5 protein-coding genes are annotated in these 21249 nt (G+C 55.2%); all 5 read left to right on the top strand.

What is annotated here, in order from left to right:
• Nucleotides 1-171: 171 nt before the first annotated feature.
• From PN498_RS15520 to PN498_RS15540, 5 genes are read left to right on the top strand one after another with little or no spacing between them, the layout of a single operon-like run.
• Complete coding sequence (locus PN498_RS15520) at nucleotides 172-5064, top strand: type I polyketide synthase (RefSeq protein WP_272063744.1); 4893 nt, start codon at nucleotides 172-174, stop codon at nucleotides 5062-5064.
• Complete coding sequence (locus PN498_RS15525) at nucleotides 5061-9797, top strand: type I polyketide synthase (RefSeq protein ID WP_272063746.1); 4737 nt, start codon at nucleotides 5061-5063, stop codon at nucleotides 9795-9797. The genes PN498_RS15520 and PN498_RS15525 overlap by 4 nt, the downstream gene beginning before the upstream one ends.
• A complete protein-coding gene (locus PN498_RS15530; RefSeq protein WP_272063748.1) occupies nucleotides 9794-12427 on the top strand; it encodes a condensation domain-containing protein in 2634 nt (877 codons plus the stop codon). The genes PN498_RS15525 and PN498_RS15530 overlap by 4 nt, the downstream gene beginning before the upstream one ends.
• Nucleotides 12428-12446: 19 nt before the next feature.
• Nucleotides 12447-20402 carry a non-ribosomal peptide synthetase gene (locus PN498_RS15535; RefSeq protein WP_272063750.1) on the top strand — a complete coding sequence of 2652 codons (7956 nt, stop codon included), beginning with the start codon at nucleotides 12447-12449 and terminating at the stop codon, nucleotides 20400-20402.
• 39 nt (nucleotides 20403-20441) lie between these two features.
• Nucleotides 20442-21248 carry a phytanoyl-CoA dioxygenase family protein gene (locus PN498_RS15540; RefSeq protein WP_272063751.1) on the top strand — a complete coding sequence of 269 codons (807 nt, stop codon included), beginning with the start codon at nucleotides 20442-20444 and terminating at the stop codon, nucleotides 21246-21248.
• The last annotated feature ends 1 nt before the right edge of the window (nucleotide 21249 follow it).

Genomic DNA, 21249 nt, shown 5'->3' on the forward strand with positions numbered 1-21249 from the left:
GATAAATGAATCGGAATAAAAAGAATAGCGGCAAAAAGCCGACAAGGGTTGAATAGAACTGATGTGCTGGGCAGCCTATTGAGTTGGCTTTTTAGAGCGTGTTTATCTCAGCAGTTAACTGCTTGAATATCGTACTTGAAGCACGATCGCATAGCTAAAGCAGTACAGCAAATGACGGCACCGTTAGGGACAGGGTTCAGCAAGAGCATGGGAACAGGTGCAGATCGGGTGGACTATAAGATGTTGATGCAGCAGGCTTTAGTCAAGCTAGAGAGCTTACAAAGCCGGCTGAAAGCTAAAGAAACTCAGGAACGAGAGGCGATCGCCTTGGTTGGCATGGGGTGTCGTTTTCCTCAGAATATTGCTGACCCTGATTCTTTTTGGCAGGCGCTTGTGTCAGGGTACAATGCCGTTTCGGACGTGCCTAATAGTCGATGGCAGGTTGACGCTTATTACAGTGATGATCTGTCTGAATTGGGGAAAATCAGTACCCGCCGGGGCAGCTTTTTGCAGCATGTTGACCAGTTTGATCCTCAGTTCTTTGGTATTTCGCCTCGTGAAGCTCGCAGCTTAGACCCCCAGCAGCGTCTCTTACTAGAGGTCAGCTGGGAAGCGCTCGAAGCCGCCAATCAGCAGCCTGAGCAACTCTTTAAGCGGCCCGTTGGGGTTTTCGTGGGGATCTGCAATAACGACTACGGTCAGCTGCTGCGAGATTCTAGCGACCTCGATCATATTGATGCTTACTTCTGCACGGGCAATGCTCCTAGCGTGGCGGCAGGGCGACTGTCTTACTGGTTGGGTCTCACTGGACCGAGTTTGGCGATCGATACGGCCTGCTCATCCTCCCTAGTAGCAGTACATCTTGCTTGCCAGAGTTTGCGGCAGCGAGAGTGTGAACTGGCCCTGGTAGGAGGCGTGAATGTTTTGCTATCGCCCGTAACCAGCATCAACTTTTCCAAGGCTCGTATGTTGGCTCCAGATGGTCAATGTAAAGCCTTTGCTCAGTCTGCTGACGGTTATGGTCGGGGAGAGGGCTGCGGCGTAGTGGTGCTCAAGCGATTATCGACAGCATTGGCGGAAGGCGATCGCGTCTTAGCTGTTATCCGGGGGTCGGCGGTCAATCAAGATGGGCCTAGCGCAGGCTTGACCGTCCCAAACGGTCCTGCACAGCAGGCGGTGATTCAGCAAGCACTACGTCAGGCTCAGGTTGCTCCAGAAGACGTGAGCTATGTAGAAGCACATGGAACCGGTACGGCATTGGGAGACCCGATTGAGTTGGGTGCTTTGGGCATTGCACTGGGGCCGGCCGAGCGGCGATCGCATCCTCTTCAGGTCGGTTCCGTCAAAACGAATTTAGGCCATTTAGAAGGGGCTGCTGGAGTCGCAGGATTGATTAAGGCAGTCCTCTGTTTACAGCATCAAGCAATTCCACCCCATCTACACTTTGAAACGCCAACACCTCATGTGGACTGGACAAAACTGCCTATTCACATCCCTACGAGCGTCCTCCCTTGGCCGTCTGAAGCTGGGCGGCGGATTGCTGGGGTCAGTTCTTTTGGGTTTAGCGGTACGAATGCTCATGTGGTTTTGGAAGCAGCTGAGACTGCGGTCGCGTCTGAAAGAACCTCGGCCTCTCATCGCCCCAATCACGACTCTAATCAGCCCGAGCGGTCCTGGCACCTGTTGACCCTATCGGCTAAATCAGAAGCCGCGTTGATGGCAATGGCGGTCCAGATTCAGACCTATCTCACCGACTATCCAGAGGTCTCGTTGGCGGATGTCTGTTTCACAACGAATCGCTACCGCAGTCATTTCCCTTGTCGGCTGGCAGTGGTGGCAGATACTCGCGCAGGGGTTCAAGCAACTTTAGAGGCGGCAGCCCACGATACACCGACTCAAAGCCTCATTCGGGGGCAGCGTCTTGGCGCTCCACAGGTGGTTTTCGGATTTAGCGGAGAGAGTCATCAGGTTGTCAATCTGGGTCGACAGCTCTACGAAAGCCAACCCTACTTTCGTCAGATCATTCAGCAGTGCGAGGCCATGCTGGAGCCCGACCTGCCCAATTTACTGACGGCGATGCTGTATCCAGCTGAGAATGCGATAGAGCAAACTGCTTCTAAGTTGTGTCATCCCGCCTATGGTTATCCAGTCCTCTTTGCGGTGGAGTACGCTCTGGCGCAGTTGTGGCAACGCTGGGGGATTCAACCCGTTGCCGTTTGGGGCGATGGGGTTGGTGAACTGGTGGCTGCTTGTATCGCGGGGGTATTCAGCCTGTCGGATGGGCTACGGCTAGCGATCGCTCATGGAACTGAGATCGCAGCCCTATCGATGCCTACCGTTTCAACCCGTCAGAGAGCCTGTCGGAAAACGGGAGATCGCGCATCGTTGGTCGCCGCGTCCCACACTACTACCCTGGATTCCCTGGCTCAAGGTATTGCCTATACCCCAGCTAAAGTCCCACTGGTGTCTAGCAGAGCTGGACGTTTACCACTAGAGATGGGGACTGATGCCGCGTATTGGAGTCGTCCTCTAGCGATTGCTGCTCAGACAACGGAGAGGCTGAAGGGACTAGAAGCGATAGGGGGGAGTCATTGGTTAGAAATAGGACTCGATCCAGCGTTAGCGATGCCCGATTCGAGCCAGGATACTCGGCCAGCGGCGACGTGGCTATCAAGCTTGCAATTGCATCAGTCTGATTGGCAAACCCTGCTCATGAGTTTGGCCGTGCTCTATACCCAAGGAGCTGATGTAGATTGGCAAGGGTTTGAGCAAGACTTTTGCGATCGCCAGCAGGTTGTTCTGCCAACGTACCCTTTTCAACGGCAGCGGTACTGGGTTGATTTGCCGGAGAAGCATCAATTAAGTTCGTCGATTCTCCCCCCTTCCTCTCTTTTGCAGGAGTTGCAGGCAGGACAGGTTGACTCAGTGCTGCGTCAGTTGCAGCCGGGACTGACTCCAGCCGAAGCCGCCTGTTTGCCTAAACTGCTGTCGTACCTGGCTGGAGACGCGCCGTTAGCGACTCTGTCAGAACCCGCTGATCCAGAGCTAGGCGATGCATTCTATCAGGTGAAATGGCAGCCTTGGGAGCGATCGCAAATCTCCCCTGATTCGAGCAGGACGGCAGAGGCGTGGCTGATTCTAGCAGATAGTAAGGGCCTTGGGTCTGCTTTGGCCCAGGCGTTAGAGCAACAGGGTCACCGCTGTGTCCTCGTCTACGCAGCGACGGCAACCAAAACTCCTCAAAATAAAGCCCCTCAAAATGCGGTTGGCCTAGACAGTTATCAAGTGCAGCCGGAAGCGACCACTGCTTGGAGCGACCTGTTAGGCCCGACTGGGCCACTGGCGGGGCAAACCTTTCAACGCATCGTGCACCTGTGGAATCTTGATATTTCAACAGTGGAGAGTGAAGAGACCTTGTCTCAAGCCCAGCAGTGGGGCTGTGGCAGCACCTTGCACCTCATCCAATGGATTGTTCGGCAAGCCAGCCCAGTGCCCTGTCGGCTCTGGATGGTGACGCAAGGAGCGGTGCCTGTCGCCCGGTCTGCTCTGACCGTTGCTCAGTCTCTCGTTTGGGGCATGGGTCGAGCGATTGCATGGGAGCATCCAGAGCTGTGGGGTGGACTACTCGATGTCGATTTAGAGCTGCCACAGGCCGCTATCGTTGAAACGCTACTTCCCGATTTGCTGCACCCCACTGCCGAAAACCAGATTGCCTATCGGCAGCAGCAACGCTACGTGCCGCGATTGGTTTCCGTCTCGATTCCTAAAACTTCCCTACCTTATCCAATACAGGCCGAGGGGACTTATTGGATTACGGGGGGTGTGGGTGCCTTAGGGCTGAAGCTGGCAGACTGGCTCGTGACTCAGGGGGCACGAAAGCTCGTGCTGACGAGTCGTCACCCGCCGTCAGAAACAGCTCAAGGCGCGATCGCACAACTCCAGGCAGAAACGGATGCAATCATCCAGGTTTTATCGGCAGATGTCACTCAAGCTTCAGACATAGAGGCGGTGCTGGACCATATTCAGGCAACCATGCCGCCACTGCGGGGAATTTTTCACGCCGCTGGAGTGTTGGAAGACGGTATTTTGTTGCAGCAAAGTTGGCCTCAATTTGAGCGAGTTTTACAGCCTAAGGTCACAGGGGCATGGCTTTTGCATCGTTTAACGCAGACATTACCGCTGGATTATTTTGTTTGCTTCTCCTCAGTCGCCGCGCTGATGGGATCTCCCGGTCAGGCTAACTATGCCGCTGCTAATGGGTTTCTCGATGCCCTAGCCCATTACCGCCAGCAGCAAGGGTTAGTCGCGTTAAGTATTAACTGGGGACCTTGGGCGCAAGCCGGAATGGCGAATCGGTTGCAGCAGCCCTACCAGCAGCGACTGACTCAGCGGGGGATTCGGACCCTGTCTCCTAGTCAAGCCCTGCACGCCTTTGAGCGGGCCCTGGGTCGCGGCCCAACCGACCCGCAAATGGCGGTGCTATCGGTCGAGTGGTCTCAATTTTTCCAACAGCAAGGAGCCGTGCAGACCCTGCCGCTGTTGGCGGAACTGCGAGCGACGAGGGCCGCAGAGATGTCGTCAGCCCAACTTATGGGCGAATTACGCCAAGAATTGCTGTCTCTGCAACCGGATGACCGCGTTAAGCGCTTAATTCAGTTTCTCCAGACTGAACTGAGTTGGGTGTTGGGGGGCAATGGCGAAGCGTTGGCGACTACCCAAACTGGGTTTTTTGAGCTAGGGCTTGATTCGCTCATGGCAATAGATCTAAAAACTCGGCTGGAAACGGCTTTGGCCTGTTCCCTTCAGCTGACGACGTTTTTCCAATATCCAACAGTCGCGTCTCTAGCCGCTTATCTAGTGTCAACGCTAGAGCCAGAAGAGGAACCTGACAGTATTGGCCAGGGGACGCTGACGCAGCAACGGGTGAGAGATGGTCCTGATGCAGCCGCATCGGTTAATCCACACAGGTCCATGATGCAGCGCGTGCAGCAGCGGGTGCAAAAGCAACAGCAGGCAATGGCGACAGACCGTGCATTGAACCAGCCCAGAAGGAAGTCTTTATGAGTCACGCAAGTCAGTCTCACCTCGATAGAAGCATTGCCATCATCGGCATGGCTGGCACCTTTCCCGGTGCTAGAAACATTGATCAGTTCTGGCAAAACTTGCATGCGGGAACGGAGTCAATCCAAGCGTTGTCCGATGAAGCATTAACAGCAGCAGGAGTGGAGCGATCGCTGTTAGCTGACCCCAGCTACATCAAGATGGGGGCCTTGTTGGAGGAGATTGATCACTTCGATGCTAGCTTTTTTGGCTTTTCTCCGAGCGAAGCGGCCATTATGGATCCCCAGCATCGTCTAGTCCTGGAGTGTGCCTGGGAAGCGCTCGAAAATGCTGGCTATGTTCCTAATGACGGCAATGGCTGGACAGGAGTCTATGTTGGAGGCAGCCTTAGTACGTATTTGCTGTACAACCTAGCCCGCAACCGCGATCTAGTTAAAGCCGTCGGTTTACCCATTCTTCTGGGCAACGACAAGGACTACATTCCCACCCGCATTTCCTACAAGTTGAACCTAAAGGGGCCTAGCTTCAGCGTCAGTACGGCGTGTTCAACCTCTCTAGTGGCAGTACATCTCGCTTGTCAGGATTTGCTGAGCCAGCAGTGTGACATGGCCCTCGCCGGCGGTGTCGAGGTGAAGGTACCCCATGCTGGCTATGTGTATCGGGAGGGCGACATTTTTGCTCCCGATGGTCACTGCCGCAGTTTTGATGCTCGGGCCCAGGGCACGATTTTTGGCAGTGGTTTAGGTCTCGTCGTGCTCAAGCGCTATCAAGATGCGATCGCCGACGGTGACCATATCCACGCCGTGATTCGGGGCACGGCCCTCAACAACGATGGTTCAGAGAAGGTCGGCTATACGGCCCCTAGCATCAACGGACAAGCGGAGGTGATTGCATTGGCACAGGCGATCGCCGGGGTCGAGCCAGAGTCGATCACCTATGTAGAAACCCACGGCACCGGTACCTTAGTCGGCGATCCCATTGAATTTAAAGCGCTAGAAACCGCCTTTCGGGCGGGGACTGATCGCAATCAGTTTTGCGCCATCGGTTCAGTGAAAACCAATATTGGTCATTTGAACAGTGCTTCAGGCATTGCCGGACTGATTAAAACCGTACTCGCCCTCAAGCACCATCAACTGCCAGCCAGTCTTCATTTTGAGACTCCGAATCCAGCCATTGATTTTGAGCATAGCCCTTTCTACGTCAACACGCAGCTGCGGGAATGGACATCCCAGGATCAGCCGCTACGAGCTGGAATCAACTCTTTTGGCATCGGCGGCACCAACAGTCATATCGTGCTTGAAGAAGCCCCACCCTGTCCGGCAAGTACTCCATCTCGTCCCTGGCAATTGCTACTGCTGTCGGCTAAAACGCCAACAGCTCTCGACCAGTCAACAGAACGGATGGTGAGCCACTTGCAGCAGCCGGAGTCAGAATTAGCCGACGTGGCGTATACCCTGCAAGTGGGCCGGCAAGCCTTCGAACATCGGCGCATGTTGGTGTGTCAAACTTCGGAGGAGGCTGCACAGCATTTGGGAAATCTTGCCTCTGATCGCGTCCTGACGCGCAGTCGGGTCTCAGCGCCCCATTCTGTTGTCTTCCTGTTTCCAGGACAAGGTGCTCAGTACGTCAATATGGGGCGCGATCTGTATGACAGTGAACCGTTATTTCGCGCTTGTGTGGATGACTGTGCTGAGCAGTTACAGCCCCATCTGGGTTTGGATCTGCGCCCAATTTTATATTCCGATAATGAAGCCGCGATCGCGACGGCCACCCATCAGCTACAGCAGACTGCGATCGCCCAACCTGCCCTGTTTGTCATTGAATATGCTCTAGCGCAGCTATGGATCACCTGGGGCGTTCAGCCGGAAGCGATGCTGGGTCACAGTGTTGGCGAATATGTGGCGGCCTGTTTGGCCGGTGTGTTTTCCCTCGAAACGGCCTTAGCGCTGATTGCCATTCGGGGACGGTTAATGCAGCAGATGCCGTCTGGGGCCATGCTGGCAATTTCGCTGGCCGCTGATGCCCTGGCACCCTGGTTGGGGCCTGAACTGGAACTCGCTGTCCTCAATGGCCCCAACTCGTCTGTCGTGTCGGGGCCTGAGGCCGCGATCGCAGACCTACAGCAACGCCTCCAAGCCCAATCAATTAACTGCCGGCGTTTGCAGACTTCCCATGCCTTTCACTCTCAGATGATGGCGCCCATAGTAGAGACCTTTGTGGCAGACGTTGCGACAAACTCTCTCCAGGCTCCTCAGATACCGTATCTTTCCAACGTAACCGGCACTTGGATTACGGCAACAGAAGCGACCCAGCCTGAGTATTGGGGACAACATCTGCGGCAGACCGTTCAGTTTTCAAGCGGAGTAGAGCAACTGCTGCTTGATCCCCATGCCATTGTTCTAGAGGTTGGCCCAGGCAGAACGCTGACCTCGTTAATACGACGGCAGTTTACGGTGGAGTGCGATCGCTTACTGCTGACCAGCTTGCGTCATCCCAAGGAGCAAAAATCAGATGCGGCGGGGCTAATGACGACCCTGGGACAGCTTTGGCTGGCGGGCTGTGACCTCAATTGGCGAGCGTTTTATCAGCACGAGCAGCGGTATCGCGTTCCCCTACCGACATATCCGTTTCAGCGAAAACGCTACTGGGTTGATCCGGTCGATTCGTTGGACAGTACCGACGCCACTGTGAAGCAGACCGATCTAGCCGATTGGTTCTATATCCCTACTTGGAAACGGGCCATCCCCCTGTTTCAGCCGCAGCCACAGCATGATGTTGCCTCACCCGTCCTAATTTTCCTCGATGAGCAAGGCTGGGGACAGCAACTGGCCAGCCGACTGAGCCAAGCTCAGAAAAAGGTCATCACAGTGCAGGTGGGGGAGACCTTCGCGCAGGTTGCTGAAGACGCTTATTGCCTTAATCCCGGTGAACTGCACGACTATAAGCAGTTTTGCAAAGTCCTCTCTGAGAAAAACTGTTTACCTCAAACGGTCCTGCATCTGTGGAACTTAACGTCTGAAACAGCCTCGAAAACACCTGAATGTGTGCATTGTGGTTCGGCTCAAACCAAGAAAAACGGGTTTTACAAGGGACAGCAGGCTTATCGATGTAAGCACTGTAAGCGACAGTTCTTAGCCTCAGCTGTAGTTCAGGTCGAAATTCAGCAGCGGCTAGCGAGACTGACGGCTCAACAGCAGCAGAGCTTCTACAGTTTGATTTACTGGGCGCAAGCCATCAGCAAGTATCTGATGACCGATCGCTGCCAAATTGCCGTCGTTTCTAATCAGCTTCAGTCTGTCTTAGGAACCGAGACCCTATGTCCCGAAAAAGGAACGCTGTTGGGACCCGTCACGGTGATTCCCCAGGAGTACCCCAATTTGAGCTGCTGCTCTATTGATCTGGCGCTGTCGAAGCGGGGAAAAATGACTCATCCTGATTGGGTTGATGTCGTTTTGGCGGAGGTTATCCAGGCAGAACCAGCCCGTATGGTCGCTTATCGTACCGGTCAGCGCTGGCTTCCTCTGTATGAATCACAACGACTGGAGGTAGATACCGCATCCTCGATCGCCCTCAAGCCCAAAGGTCTCTATATGATTACAGGCGGATTAGGGGGATTGGGGTTGGCCATTGCCCATGATTTGGCCCAGCGAGTCCAGGCAAAGCTGGTGCTGATCGGGCGATCGCCTTTTCCACCCGCATCAGAATGGGACTATTGGCTACAGGAACAGGGCGAAGACAATAGGACAAGTCAAAAGATACGTCAGCTTCAGGCGTTAGAAGATCTAGGCGCAGAGGTCCTGATCCTCCAGGCTGATGTGACTAACCTGGATTCGCTGCTGGCTGCTATGGAGCAGATTGATCAGCGGTGGGGGACTTTGAATGGCGTCATCCATGCTGCTGGGATTGCCGGCGGCTGCATTGTGCAACGGCAGAAACCCGCGATCGCAGACAATGTCCTACAGCCCAAATTGCAAGGTACGTTACATTTGCTGGCAGCTTTACAAGAGCAGCCACTAGACTTCCTGGTGCTGTTTTCTTCTCTGGCCTCCAAATTGGGAGGGCTGGGGCAAGTCGCTTACTGTGCGGCCAATGCCTTTCTCGATGCCTTTGCCATTGCTGAATCAGCTCGACCCGATCGCAGAACAGTCGCCATCAATTGGGACTTTTGGCAAGACATTGGGATGGGGGTGACTACTGAAATCCCCGAAGACATTAAGGCCTTTCGGGTCGCAGAACTTCAGCAGGGCATGACTCCTCAAGAGGGGTTAGAGGCATTTCACCGGATTTTATCCGGCTGTGTTGTGCCGCAAGTGCTCGTTTCAACGACTTCTTTCACCCACCGCATCGATCAGTGGATTCAGCTAAAGGCGCTATCCGAAGCCACCAGCTTTGAGTCTGTGGGTGTGACTGAGCGCTACAGCCGCCCCGAATTAGCCAATCTTTATGTCCCGCCGAGGGATGAGCTGGAGGAACAGCTGGCCGAGATCTTCCAGTCGGTCATTGGCATTGATCAGGTCGGCATCCACGACAATTTCTTTGAGCTAGGCGGGCACTCCCTGATGGCAACCCAAGTGTTATCCCGACTACGAGAGGTGCTTAAAACCGAAGTGCAGTTGCATAGCTTATTCGAGACGCCAACAGTCGCCGGAATTGCCAGCACTAGCCGCCCGGCGGATAACTCAGCTCCTACCGTTGACGACCGCACCGCCGTGACTCGTGAGGAGGTCGTACTATGACCCACTCATCACCCAGCTTGTCTACTTTGATGGCTCGCCTCAAGGCGCAGGATGTGCAGCTACGGGCTGAGAACGGGCGTCTGCACTGCAATGCACCAACCGGGGTTCTAACAGCAGAGCTGCAGGCCGAGATTGTAGCCCATAAGCCTGCTCTTCTAAAGATGCTGGCGGCAGCAGCGTCCGAGACAGCGGCGATCGCGCCTGTACCCCATTCAGGGCGTCGTCCTCTTTCCTTTGGACAGCAGCGGATTTGGGTCCTCGAACAGTTGGAAGATAAGTCCGCTACTTACAATGAATCTTTTCTCCTGCGCTTGGAGGGGCCGCTACAAATTGCCGGTCTGCGCTATAGCCTCCAACAGGTTTGGCAACGTCACGAGGTCCTGCGCTATAGCTTTCAATCTGCTGATGGGGTGGTCAGCGCCATCGTGAATGCTCCTATTCCGCTGTCCCTACCGATCGTGGATCTGCAAGCGTTAGCCTCTGCTCAACAGGCTGAGGTGGTTCAGCAGCGTGCGATCGCAGAGTCGCGGCGACCTTTTGACCTGGCAGTCGGTCCCCTGCTACGGCTTCAGCTTTTGCACTTGCAGCCGCAGTCTTTTGTCTTATTGTTGACGGCTCATCACATCATCTTTGATGGTTGGTCTCAGGCAGTTTTGTCGTATGAACTGCAAGCTGCTTACGCTGCCTATGTTGAGGGTAAACCGATGCCTTCAGCGCCTCTGCCAATCCAATATGGCGATTATGCGCTCTGGCAGCGGCAACAGTTTGAGGGCGATCGCCTCCGTCCTCAACTGCGTTATTGGCAGCAGCAGCTAGCAGGCGCACCCATGGTGATCGACCTGCCCACAGACCGTCCTCGCCCTACCCTGACTAATTTTGAAGGGGGTGTTCATCCGTTTGAGTTGCCGGCTGAGGTCGTAACGGCTCTGCGGCAGCTCAGCCAGCAGGCGGGAGCCACGGTGTTTATGACGCTATTTGCTGCGTTCAACACGCTGCTGCATCGGTACACAGGACAAACCGACATTTTGATAGGAACCGATATTGCTAACCGGACTCGGATCGAACTAGAAAGGCTAATTGGGTTTTTCGTCAATCTGCTCGTGCTACGCACCGATTTGTCTGGCGATCCTTCTTTTCGGCAACTGTTAGACCGGGTACGGCAAACCGCGATCGCGGCTTACCAGCATCAGGACTTGCCGTTTGAGAAATTAGTCGAAGCTCTCCAACCCGAACGGCAAACTGCTCACAATCCGCTGGTGCAAGTTTTGTTTGTCTTTCAAAATACGCCTCCCCTGGTCTTGGAAGCAAATGGTCTACGGCTGACCTGGGGAGAATTTACGAATCAGGCTTCCCGGTTCGATCTGGCTTTGTTCATCAACGAACATCCGTGGGGGCTGGAGGGCGTTTGGAAATATAAGCGCGCCCTATTCGATCCGAAAACGGTGGCTCGGTTCTCACAGCAATTTTTAACGTTGCTTGACAGTCTGATCGCTCAGCCTAATGTCCCCATTAGCACCCTGGAACTACTGACGGAGACAGAAAAACAGCAGCAGTTTGACCAGCGGCAAGAACGGCAACGGGCTAAGGAGCAGCGCCTTAAAAGAACTCGGCGACGAGGGATCGATTTGGCCCATAAGCCTCTGCTGAGGGAAGGTCGACTCCAGCCCGATCAGCCGTTGCCCTGGATGATTGAGCCTAACCATCCAGCAGGTATCGATTTGGTTGCCTGGTGCCAAGAGCAGTCAGCCGCGATCGAGTCTCGCCTTTTGACGCATGGGGCTTTACTGTTTCGCGGTTTTGGAGCGATCGCTCCACAGCAGTTTGAGCAAGTTGCGGCGGCCCTTTGCCCAGGCTTGTTGACAGGCTATGGCGATCTGCCCCAGTTTGATCAAAGCGATCGCCTCTACCACTCCACGCCTTATCCCGCCGATAAAGCCATTCTGTTTCATAACGAGAGCGCTCATCTACAGCGGTGGCCACTCAAACAGTTCTTCTGCTGTCAGGTGCCGGCTCAGCAAGGGGGCGCGACGCCACTTGTCGACTGTCGTGAACTCTATCGGCGACTCCCCCCTGAGATCCGGACGCCATTTGAACAAAAGCAGGTGCGATACGTGCGCAACTTTGTCGAAGGTTTGGATGTGCGCTGGCAAGACTTTTTTCAAACAAACGATCCGGCCCTAGTTGAGTTGGCTTGTGTTCGGGCGGGCATCGAGTTTGAGTGGCGTACAGATGGAGGGCTGCGGCTCCAAACCTGCTGTCCGGCCATCATCCACCATCCCAAAACGGCAGAGCCGCTGTTCTTTAACCAGCTGTTGTTGCATCACATTGCCTGTCTGAAGACGGTCGAACAGCGATCGCTGCGCTCCGTCTTCTCCGAATCGGACCTGCCGCGCCACGTCTACTACGGCGATGGGACGCCAATTGCCGATGACGTGATGACTCAGATCGATGACCTTTACCAGCAGGTCGCGATCCGATTTACCTGGCAAGCCGGAGACATCCTGATGCTGGACAACATGCTGACTGCTCATGGTCGCGATCCCTTCAAGGGAGAACGGTTGCTGTTGGTGGCGATGGGCGAGCCGGTTTCCCAAACTGAGCAACCGCTGCTGGCAGAGATGACGTATTAACCCAATTAAGCCAAAAAGGATGACCCATACCGACTCGATTCAAACCTTACAAACGACGGCTCAGACGATGACAGCCGCCGTGGAAGGGTTTTGCCTATCCGATCAGCAGATCCAGCTTTGGCAATTAGGCGCGGAGGCAACGACCTACCAAGTCCGGGGCGTCCTTCACATGAGGGCTCCAATCGATGAGGCTCAACTGCGACAGGCCATTGCCCAGGTCGTTGCCCGACACGAGATCTTGCGCACTCGATTTGAGGCCCTGTCTGGACTTGCTTTACCCTATCAGGTGATTGATCCCCAGCCCCATTTTGATTGGCATGTGCTGGATTGGGCAACTCAGATGCCCGCCGATCAAGAGACAGCGCTGCAAACGCTGTGGGCTGATGTGCCACCGATTCGGCAGTTCTTCCCCCCACTGAAGGCTACCTTAATTCGGTATGCGCCTGAGGAGTATGCCCTACTCCTACAGTTGTCTGCACTGTGTGCTGATGGGCAAACGCTGCAAAGCCTGTGCCGAGAGATTTGTCAGGCGTATGGATCAGGGCCTGCTGCTGCGGATGTGCCGCAGTACGCCGACTATTGTGAGTGGCTCCATGACTTGCAGGCTGAGACAGACGAAGCGGCCCTGGCAGGATATCGTTTCTGGCAAGGGCAACACTTTGAAAAGCCGAGTTTGCCGTCTCTAGGGGAATCAAGATGGGGAGGCGATTGCGCCTTTTCCCCAGCCTGCCAATGTCGGCCACTGGCCCCTGAGGCGGGGACTCAGCTTGAGCAAAGAAGCCGTCAACTGGGAAGCCGTCCTACGACCTGGCTGCTGGCCTGCTGGCAAGGTCTACTCTGGCGGCTGACAGCGCGATCGCCCCAAACCATTGGTGTTGCCATCGACGGTCGCTCTTTGGATGCGTTAAGTCAGGGCTTGGGGCTCTATGAGCGCACCTTGCCGTTAATCAGTCAGTTCCAGGCAGGAGCTTGCTTCAGTGCTCAGCTGCCGCAGCTAGAGCAGGCCCTGCAAGCGCTGAACGACTGGCAAGAATATGCGTTGCCGCTTTCGGATCGCGAAGGTCTGCCTGATCGAGACGCGATCAAGACGAATCTAACGCTCTGTTTTGCCTATCAGCAGCGGCAGACCCAGTATCGTTTGCCAACTGGGACGGCTCAACTCACCAATCCCGTCGCCTACAACAGTGCCTTCGCGCTCAAGCTGCTGTGTGCTGAAACCGAAACGGGCTGGTTGACAGAGCTGCACTACGACACCCATCGCTATTCGTCAGCCGCGATCGCTGATTTGCTAAGCCAGTTTCACTGTCTTTTAGCCGAGACTTTACGGCAGCCGGATGCCTGTGTAGATCAGCTGCCGCTGCTAGAGGATCGAGCACGACGGCACGTCCTCCATGATTTCAATGCAGCCCCTTTGCCCGCGTCAACCCAGTGCTGGCACGAGTGCTTTGAGCAGCAAGCCGTACGCACGCCGCAGCAGATAGCTGTCATCTATGAAGAAGATTCTCTGTCCTATGCAGAGCTGGACGCTCGGGCCAATCAGGTTGCTCACTGTTTGCAGGCTCGGGAAATTGGGCCGGAGCAGTGTGTCGCTCTATGGGGAGCACGATCGCTGGACTTGCTGGTGGGGCTACTTGGCATTCTTAAGGCTGGGGCAGCTTACGTCCCGCTCGATCCGGCATGGCCAACAGCCCGCTTGCAGACGCTACTGGCCGCGGCCCACATTCCCCTCATCCTGTGTCCTGGCAGCTCCAGCGAAGGTCTTCCCGAACTGAACGTGCCCGTGTTGGCACTGGGGGACAGTGCGATCGCCAACTGTCCTAAGACACGTCTTCCTGCTCTGGCCAAACCCGAAAATCTGGCTTACACGCTCTTTACCTCAGGGACGACAGGACAACCCAAAGGGGTCAGGGTAGAGCATCGTCACCTAATGAGCTATCTCACGGGGGCAATAGAGCGTTTAGCGGTTCCCGCCGGAGCGAGTTTTGCCAGTGTTTCGTCGGTGACCACCGACTTGGGCAACACGGCCCTATTTATTCCCCTTTTACAGGGCGGCACGCTGCATCTGCTGTCTCCGGCTCGAACAACCGATCCGGATGCCTTTGCGGCCTACAGCCAGCGTCATAGAATTGACTGCTTGAAAATCACACCCTCCCATCTACAGGCCTTGCTAACAACTCATCGGTCAGAGATTTTGCCTCGTCAACTCTTGGTCTTGGGAGGTGAGGTAGCCTCTGGGGCGCTGGTAGCTCGCATTCAGGACTGGGGAAACTGTCGCCTTGTCAACCACTACGGCCCCACTGAAACCACCGTAGGCGTACTCACCTATGCAGTGACGGATGCCCTCGCCTCTACGCCGCTCCCCCTAGGGCGACCCCTGCCAGGGGTGCAGGCCTACGTGCTAGATGCACAACTCAATCCCATGCCAATCGGCGCGATCGGTGATCTTTACATCGGTGGTAATAGTGTGAGTCGCGGTTATCTTCAGCCTGATCAGACCGCTGCCAGTTTCATTCCTGACCCTTTCAGCTGGCAAGCAGGCGTCCGCCTTTATCGCACCGGCGATCGCGCTCGCTATCGCCGGGATGGCACCCTGGAGTTTTGCAGTCGTGACGATCAGCAGCTCAAACTCCGAGGCTTTCGGATTGAACTGGGAGAAATCGAAGCGGTCCTGATGCAGCATCCCAGCGTGCAACAGGCGATCGTTCAGCCATGGCAGCCGGCCAGTCAGGGCTTGCAGCTAGCGGGCTATGTTGTCGGCAGGGATGGCGATGCTATCAGCGAGACTGACCTCATTCGATATGCCGAGGCGCATCTGCCAGAGCATATGGTGCCTGGACATTGGATCACGCTGAAAGCGCTCCCCCTGACTGCTAGCGGCAAAGTCAACCGCACAGCTTTGCCCCATCCGGAGGATGTCGCTGAAACGATTGCGTTTGTGCCCGCGAGTAGTGAAGTCGAGCAGATCCTTTGTCAAATTTGGAGTCAAGTGTTGCACCTTGACCCAGTCGGCATTCACCACAACTTCTTTGATCTAGGCGGAGACTCGATTCTCAGCATTCAGATTGTGGCTCAGGCCCATCAGGCAGGGTTGCATCTCTTACCGAAGCATCTGTTTCAGCACCAGACGATCGCCGAGTTAGCGACAGTTGTCAGCTTTGACTCAGCCGTCCAGGCAGACCAAGGATGTGTGTCAGGCAAGGTCCCCCTTACTCCAATTCAGCAGTGGTTTTTTGAGCAGACCTTACCAGAACCACACCACTTCAACCAAGCAGTTTTGCTGACGGTGCCTTCGACAATAGATCCGCAGGCGCTACAGAAAGCGTTGAATCATATTCTGATGCATCACGATCAGCTGCGATCTCGCTTTCAACGCACTCCCTCCGGCTGGCAGCAGTCCATTGTGGCGACGGCTCAGGCTCCTTTGATTGTCGTTGATTTGTCCCACGCTGCTGATACTGCCGACGCTATGACGGCTGTAAGCGCGTCAGCGGCGACTCTGCAACACAGTCTCGATTTACAGTCGGGACCTTTGCTGCGGGCAGCGCTCTTTCAGTTGGGAACCAGTCAGTCTGGTCGGCTCTTGCTGATGGCTCATCATCTAGTCATAGATGGCGTCTCTTGGCGGATTCTCTTGGCGGATCTGCTAACGGCATATACCCAGTTGCAGCAGCACCAGCCGGTTCAACTGCCGCCCAAAACGACAGCGTTCAAAACCTGGGCTGAAATCCTTCACGATCAAAGCCAGCGGGCGGCGCTTTTGGTCGAAGTGGACTATTGGCAGGCTCAAACCCAATCGGGCAGCGATCTCCCCACCGATGCCCGATCGCAGAACAGAGTGTCCAACGATCCTGCGTTGACGTCAGCCCTTAATACAGAGGCCATGGCAGCTCAAACCACGGTCACCTTAGATGCGGAACACACAGAGCGTCTGCTACATGCAGTACCGCCTTGTTACAACACCCACATCAATGATGTGCTGTTGACGGTGCTGGTACAGAGCTTTCAAGCCTGGACAGGTCAATCCGCTCTGCTGGTCGATCTAGAAGGTCATGGGCGAGAACCTCTTTCGGCGGATACCGATTTGTCTCGTACGGTGGGCTGGTTTACAACTCATTTCCCCGTACGGCTGGAGTTATCTGGGGCCGATACCCCTGAAATCGCGCTCAAGTCTCTGAAAGAACAGCTTCGCCAAATTCCTCAAAACGGCTTGGGTTATGGGCTTTTGCGCTATCTCCATCCCGAAAGGCCGTTGGCTGACGCGGCTGCTATACCCCAGGTTTGCTTTAACTATTTGGGGCAGATTGATCAGGGCCTGCCGACAGCACCGGGTTGGGGGTTAGCAACGGCGGCGATCAGCCCACTGCGATCGGGGTCAGGATTGCGGAGTCACTGGCTGCGCTTAGATAGTTGGGTCGCCGGAGGGCAGCTACAGGTTACTTGGACTTACAGCCCTCATCTGCATCAGCCTGAGACAATTCAGCAATGGGCTGAGACCTTTATCACTACCCTAGAGAGCCTGATTCACCATTGCCAGAGCCCCACCGCCGGTGGTCGCACTCCATCTGATTTTCCCTTAGCGAAGATTAGCCAACCGCAGTTGGATCGGCTGGTTGGCAATGGGCAGGGAGTTGCCGATCTCTATCCGCTGTCGCCAGTGCAACAGGGCATTTTGTTTCACACACTGTATGCCCCCGAATCATCGTCGTACTTTAACCAACTCAGTGCCACGCTCCGAGGTCGCTTGAATGTACCGGCTTTCCAGCAAGCTTGGCAACAGATGATTGAGCGGCACCCAGCGCTACGCAGCACAATTCATTGGGAAGATTTGGAGACTCCTCTACAACAAGTACATCGGCGGGTTGTTCTACCCTGGGTTGAAGTGGACTGGCGTCACCTTTCCCCGAGCGAACAGCAGCGACAGCTAGACGCCACGATGCAGGCGGATCGATCGCGGGGCTTTGCCCTGGATCAGGCTCCGCTAATGCGATGCTTCTTAGCCCGTATTGAAGAAGAGGCTTACCGCATTGTTTGGAGTTTCCACCATTTGCTGACAGACGGCTGGTGTTTGTCCATCATGCTGCGGGAAGTCCTGGCTTTTTACACAGCGGGCGATCAGCTGCCGCTATTACCCATCGCGCCTCCCTATCGGCACTACCTTACCTGGCTGCAAGCTCAGGCTACCCAACACGCTCAGATCTACTGGCAAGAGCAGCTTCAGGGGTTCACAGCGCCGACGCAATTAGGTCTCGAACGCACTGGCGATCGCAGCGGCGATCGCAGCGATGCCGCCGATTTTCGGCAAGCTCAACGGCTGCTCTCAGTCAATCTGACCCAGGCCCTGCGCCAGGTTGCTCAGCAGCACCGCCTGACACTCAACACTGTGATTCAGGGGGCTTGGGCGATGGTGCTCGCTGGCTACAGCGGCAGCACAGATGTGGTCTTCGGGGCCACCGTCTCAGGTCGTCCAACCGATTTGGCCAATGCCGACCAGATGGTTGGGGTCTTTATCAACACGCTGCCGGTAAGAGTACGGGTTGCTGCTGAACAGCTACTGCCCTGGCTACAGGCGCTACAGCTACAGCAGGTTGAGCAGCAGCGCTATGCCTATAGCTCACTCGTGGATATTCAGGGCTGTAGTGAGGTGCCCCGGGGTGTGCCCCTATTTGAAACTATTTTGGTCTTTGAAAATTATCCCTTCGATGCCCCCCTCGGCTCAGAAGCCTCAGGATTGGCAGTGGAAGCAATTCAAGGATTTGAGCCGACGCACTATCCGCTGACGCTGGTGGTGGTGCCTGAACCCGTGCTCAGTTTTCACATGACCTATGATGCGGCACGGTTTGCCCCCGATGTCATCGATCGCTTGCTCATTCATATGCAGACCGTATTGAGCGCGATCGCTAAACAACCTAACCGTGGTTTAGGGGAGTTTTCGCTGCTGACTGTTGAGGAACGCCAGCACATTTTGTTTGGCTGGAATGAGACAACGGTTCCCCCGTCGCCTGATCGTTCGTTCTTGGATCAATTTGCGGCTCAAGTTGCGCGTACGCCTGATGCGGTGGCGATCGCCGCGATCGATCAGAGGCTGAGCTATGCCGAACTAGACAGCCAGTCGAATCAGCTCGCTCACTATCTTCGACGACAGGGCGTGGGCATTGATATCCCTGTCGGCCTTTGTCTTCAGCGATCGCCTTTGATGGCAGTTGCTTTGCTGGGCGTTCTCAAAGCCGGAGGAGCTTACGTTCCGCTTGATCCGACCTATCCTCAGGAACGCTTGGCTTGGATGATTGACGACGTCGGCATGTCAGTCCTGCTGACTCAGACGTCCCTACGGGATAAGCTACCCGCGACGGCTCCAGTCATTTGCCTAGAGACCGCCGCTTCCCTGATCGCTCAAGAACCGGTCTCGGCGCCTTCCATAAGCCTCTCCTTAGAGTCACTGTTCTACATCATCTATACCTCGGGTTCCACGGGACGTCCTAAAGGAATTGCGTTGCCCCATCGGGCGATCGCCAACCTAATGCAGTGGCACATAGACACCTTGAGCCAGGGCGTCGGGGTCCTGCAATTTGCCTCCCTCAGCTTTGATGCCAGCATTCACGAAATGTTTGCGGCGTGGGCCACTGGGGGCACGTTGCACCTGCTGCCTGAAGACTCGCGATTTGATCCCGAAGCGCTAGCTGATTTTCTAGCACAGCATCCCATCGAAAAAGTAATCTTACCCGTTGTCCTGTTGCAGCAGTGGACTCGGGTGATGGCGCTCCGCCCTGAGTGGCCGGTTCCTCGGGAGATTATCACGACGGGAGAGCAGTTGCAGATCAACCAGACGATTCGAGATTTCTTTCTCGCCCATCCTGACTGTCGGCTTCACAATCATTACGGTCCCTCGGAAACCCATGTGGTGACGGCATTGACCTTGACGGATGCCCCTCAGGACTGGCCGGGATATCCTGCCATCGGCACACCCATCGCCCAGACTGAGATTTACATTCTGGATCATCGGATGCAGCCCGTCCCAATTGGTGTTTCAGGTGACCTCTACATCGGTGGGGCTAACCTGTCGCGCGGCTACTGGCAACGGCCTGATCTCACCGCGAGCAAATTTATTCCCCATCCCTATAGTCGTGAGCCAGGCGCCAGACTCTACGCCACAGGAGACTTAGCTCGATACGATGCCACAGGACAAATTGAGTTTTTAGGCCGTCTCGATCACCAAGTCAAGGTCCGAGGATTTCGGGTCGAGTTGGGAGAAATTGAGGCGGTCATGAATCACCATCCCAGGGTTCATCAGGCTGTAGTTGCTGTCCAAGGCAGCCACGCGGAGGAGAAACGGCTAATAGCTTACTGGGTCCCTAGATCGGCAGCGATAACGGCGGCAGCGATCGCATCAGACGGTGGGGAGGAGAAGACAATAGCTCCTGCTAATCGCGTCTTGTCAGGGGAACGGGCCGAGCTGAATGGGGCTTTGTCCTCAGAAAGTGAGACTGCTATCCGTCAGTATCTCCAGCAGCAGTTGCCGGACTACATGGTGCCTCAGCGATTGATCTGCCTCCAGCAGCTACCCTTGACCCCCAATGGCAAAATCGATCGCCATCGCTTACCGACCCTCCAGTCCCAGCCCACAGGTGATGGCCCCTATCAGGCTCCCAGTACGGCTACGGAGACGCTCCTGGCCCAGCTGTGGAGTGATGTTTTAGACCTTGAAACTATCGGCATCTACGACAACTTCTTTGACTTGGGTGGACATTCCCTGCTAGCCACCCAGCTCGTCAGCCGAGTTCGTCAGGCTTTTCTGCTAGAGCTGCCCCTGAGATCGCTCTTCGAGCATCCGACGATTGCTGAACTGGCAACGGTTTTGGCGGCTTTGGCTGGAGATGCGGCTTTAGTCAATGAGATTGCCCAAACGGCCATTGAAATTGACCAGCTAACTCCCGCAGAAATTCAGGCAGCACTCGCTGCTGCTCAGACCAATTCGTAAGGCGCGATCGTGCTCATTTCTAGACTTCAGGAGCCTCCCATGTTGCTTACCCCTCGGCAAATTCAGGACTACGAAGATACAGGAATGCTCTCGATTCCTCACTATTTCTCAATGGCAGAAATCGAAAGGCTGCGGTCAACGCTACCTCGGCTGATGCAGAGCGAGAGTCCGAGTCGAGTTGTCGAAACCGATCAAAAAACAGTGAGGGCTTTGCATGGCTGTCATTTAGAGAGCGATATGCTGCAGCGGCTGGTTACCTTTGCGCGACTCATCGAACCTGCGCGTCTGCTGCTCCAGGGGGACGTGTACTGCTATCAGTTCAAAATCAACCTCAAAGCTGCCTACACAGGGGATGTCTGGCCCTGGCACCAAGATTTTGCTTTTTGGCAGCACGAAGACGATATGACCCATCCCTTAGCTGTCAATGCTGTCTTATTTCTGGACGACTGCAATGACTTCAATGGGCCGCTCTACTTCATTCCAGGCTCGCACAACCACTCTTATGCTCACAACACTGCTGGTGCAGCAGACGCATCGGCTGCTTGGATCGCTAACGTCAGTGCCAAGCTCAAGTACACCCTAGACCAGAAAACAGTCACCCGCTTGGTGGAACAACACGGGCTAGTTGCAGCAAAAGGCAAGGCAGGGACAGCCCTATTTTTTCACTGCAACCTTGTCCACGGCTCTGTTCCCAATATTTCTCCCTACGATCGCCGCCTCATCATCATTACCTACAACAGCGTTCGCAATGCACCAATTTCCCTGGGCAAAAACCGACCTAGTTTCTTAGTCAATCGAGATACCACACCCCTGCAACCGTCCGTCGAAGAAACCCTCGTCTGCTGAA

It is taken from the genome of Oscillatoria sp. CS-180 (assembly GCF_028330965.1).
In the GTDB taxonomy this organism is placed as follows: domain Bacteria; phylum Cyanobacteriota; class Cyanobacteriia; order Phormidesmidales; family Phormidesmidaceae; genus Halomicronema.

Coding starts and splice junctions, on each gene's coding strand:
- PN498_RS15535 (WP_272063750.1), top strand. CDS start 12,447: ATGACCCATACCGACTCGATTCAAACCTTACAAACGACGGCTCAGACG.
- PN498_RS15540 (WP_272063751.1), top strand. CDS start 20,442: ATGTTGCTTACCCCTCGGCAAATTCAGGACTACGAAGATACAGGAATG.
- PN498_RS15525 (WP_272063746.1), top strand. CDS start 5,061: ATGAGTCACGCAAGTCAGTCTCACCTCGATAGAAGCATTGCCATCATC.
- PN498_RS15530 (WP_272063748.1), top strand. CDS start 9,794: ATGACCCACTCATCACCCAGCTTGTCTACTTTGATGGCTCGCCTCAAG.
- PN498_RS15520 (WP_272063744.1), top strand. CDS start 172: ATGACGGCACCGTTAGGGACAGGGTTCAGCAAGAGCATGGGAACAGGT.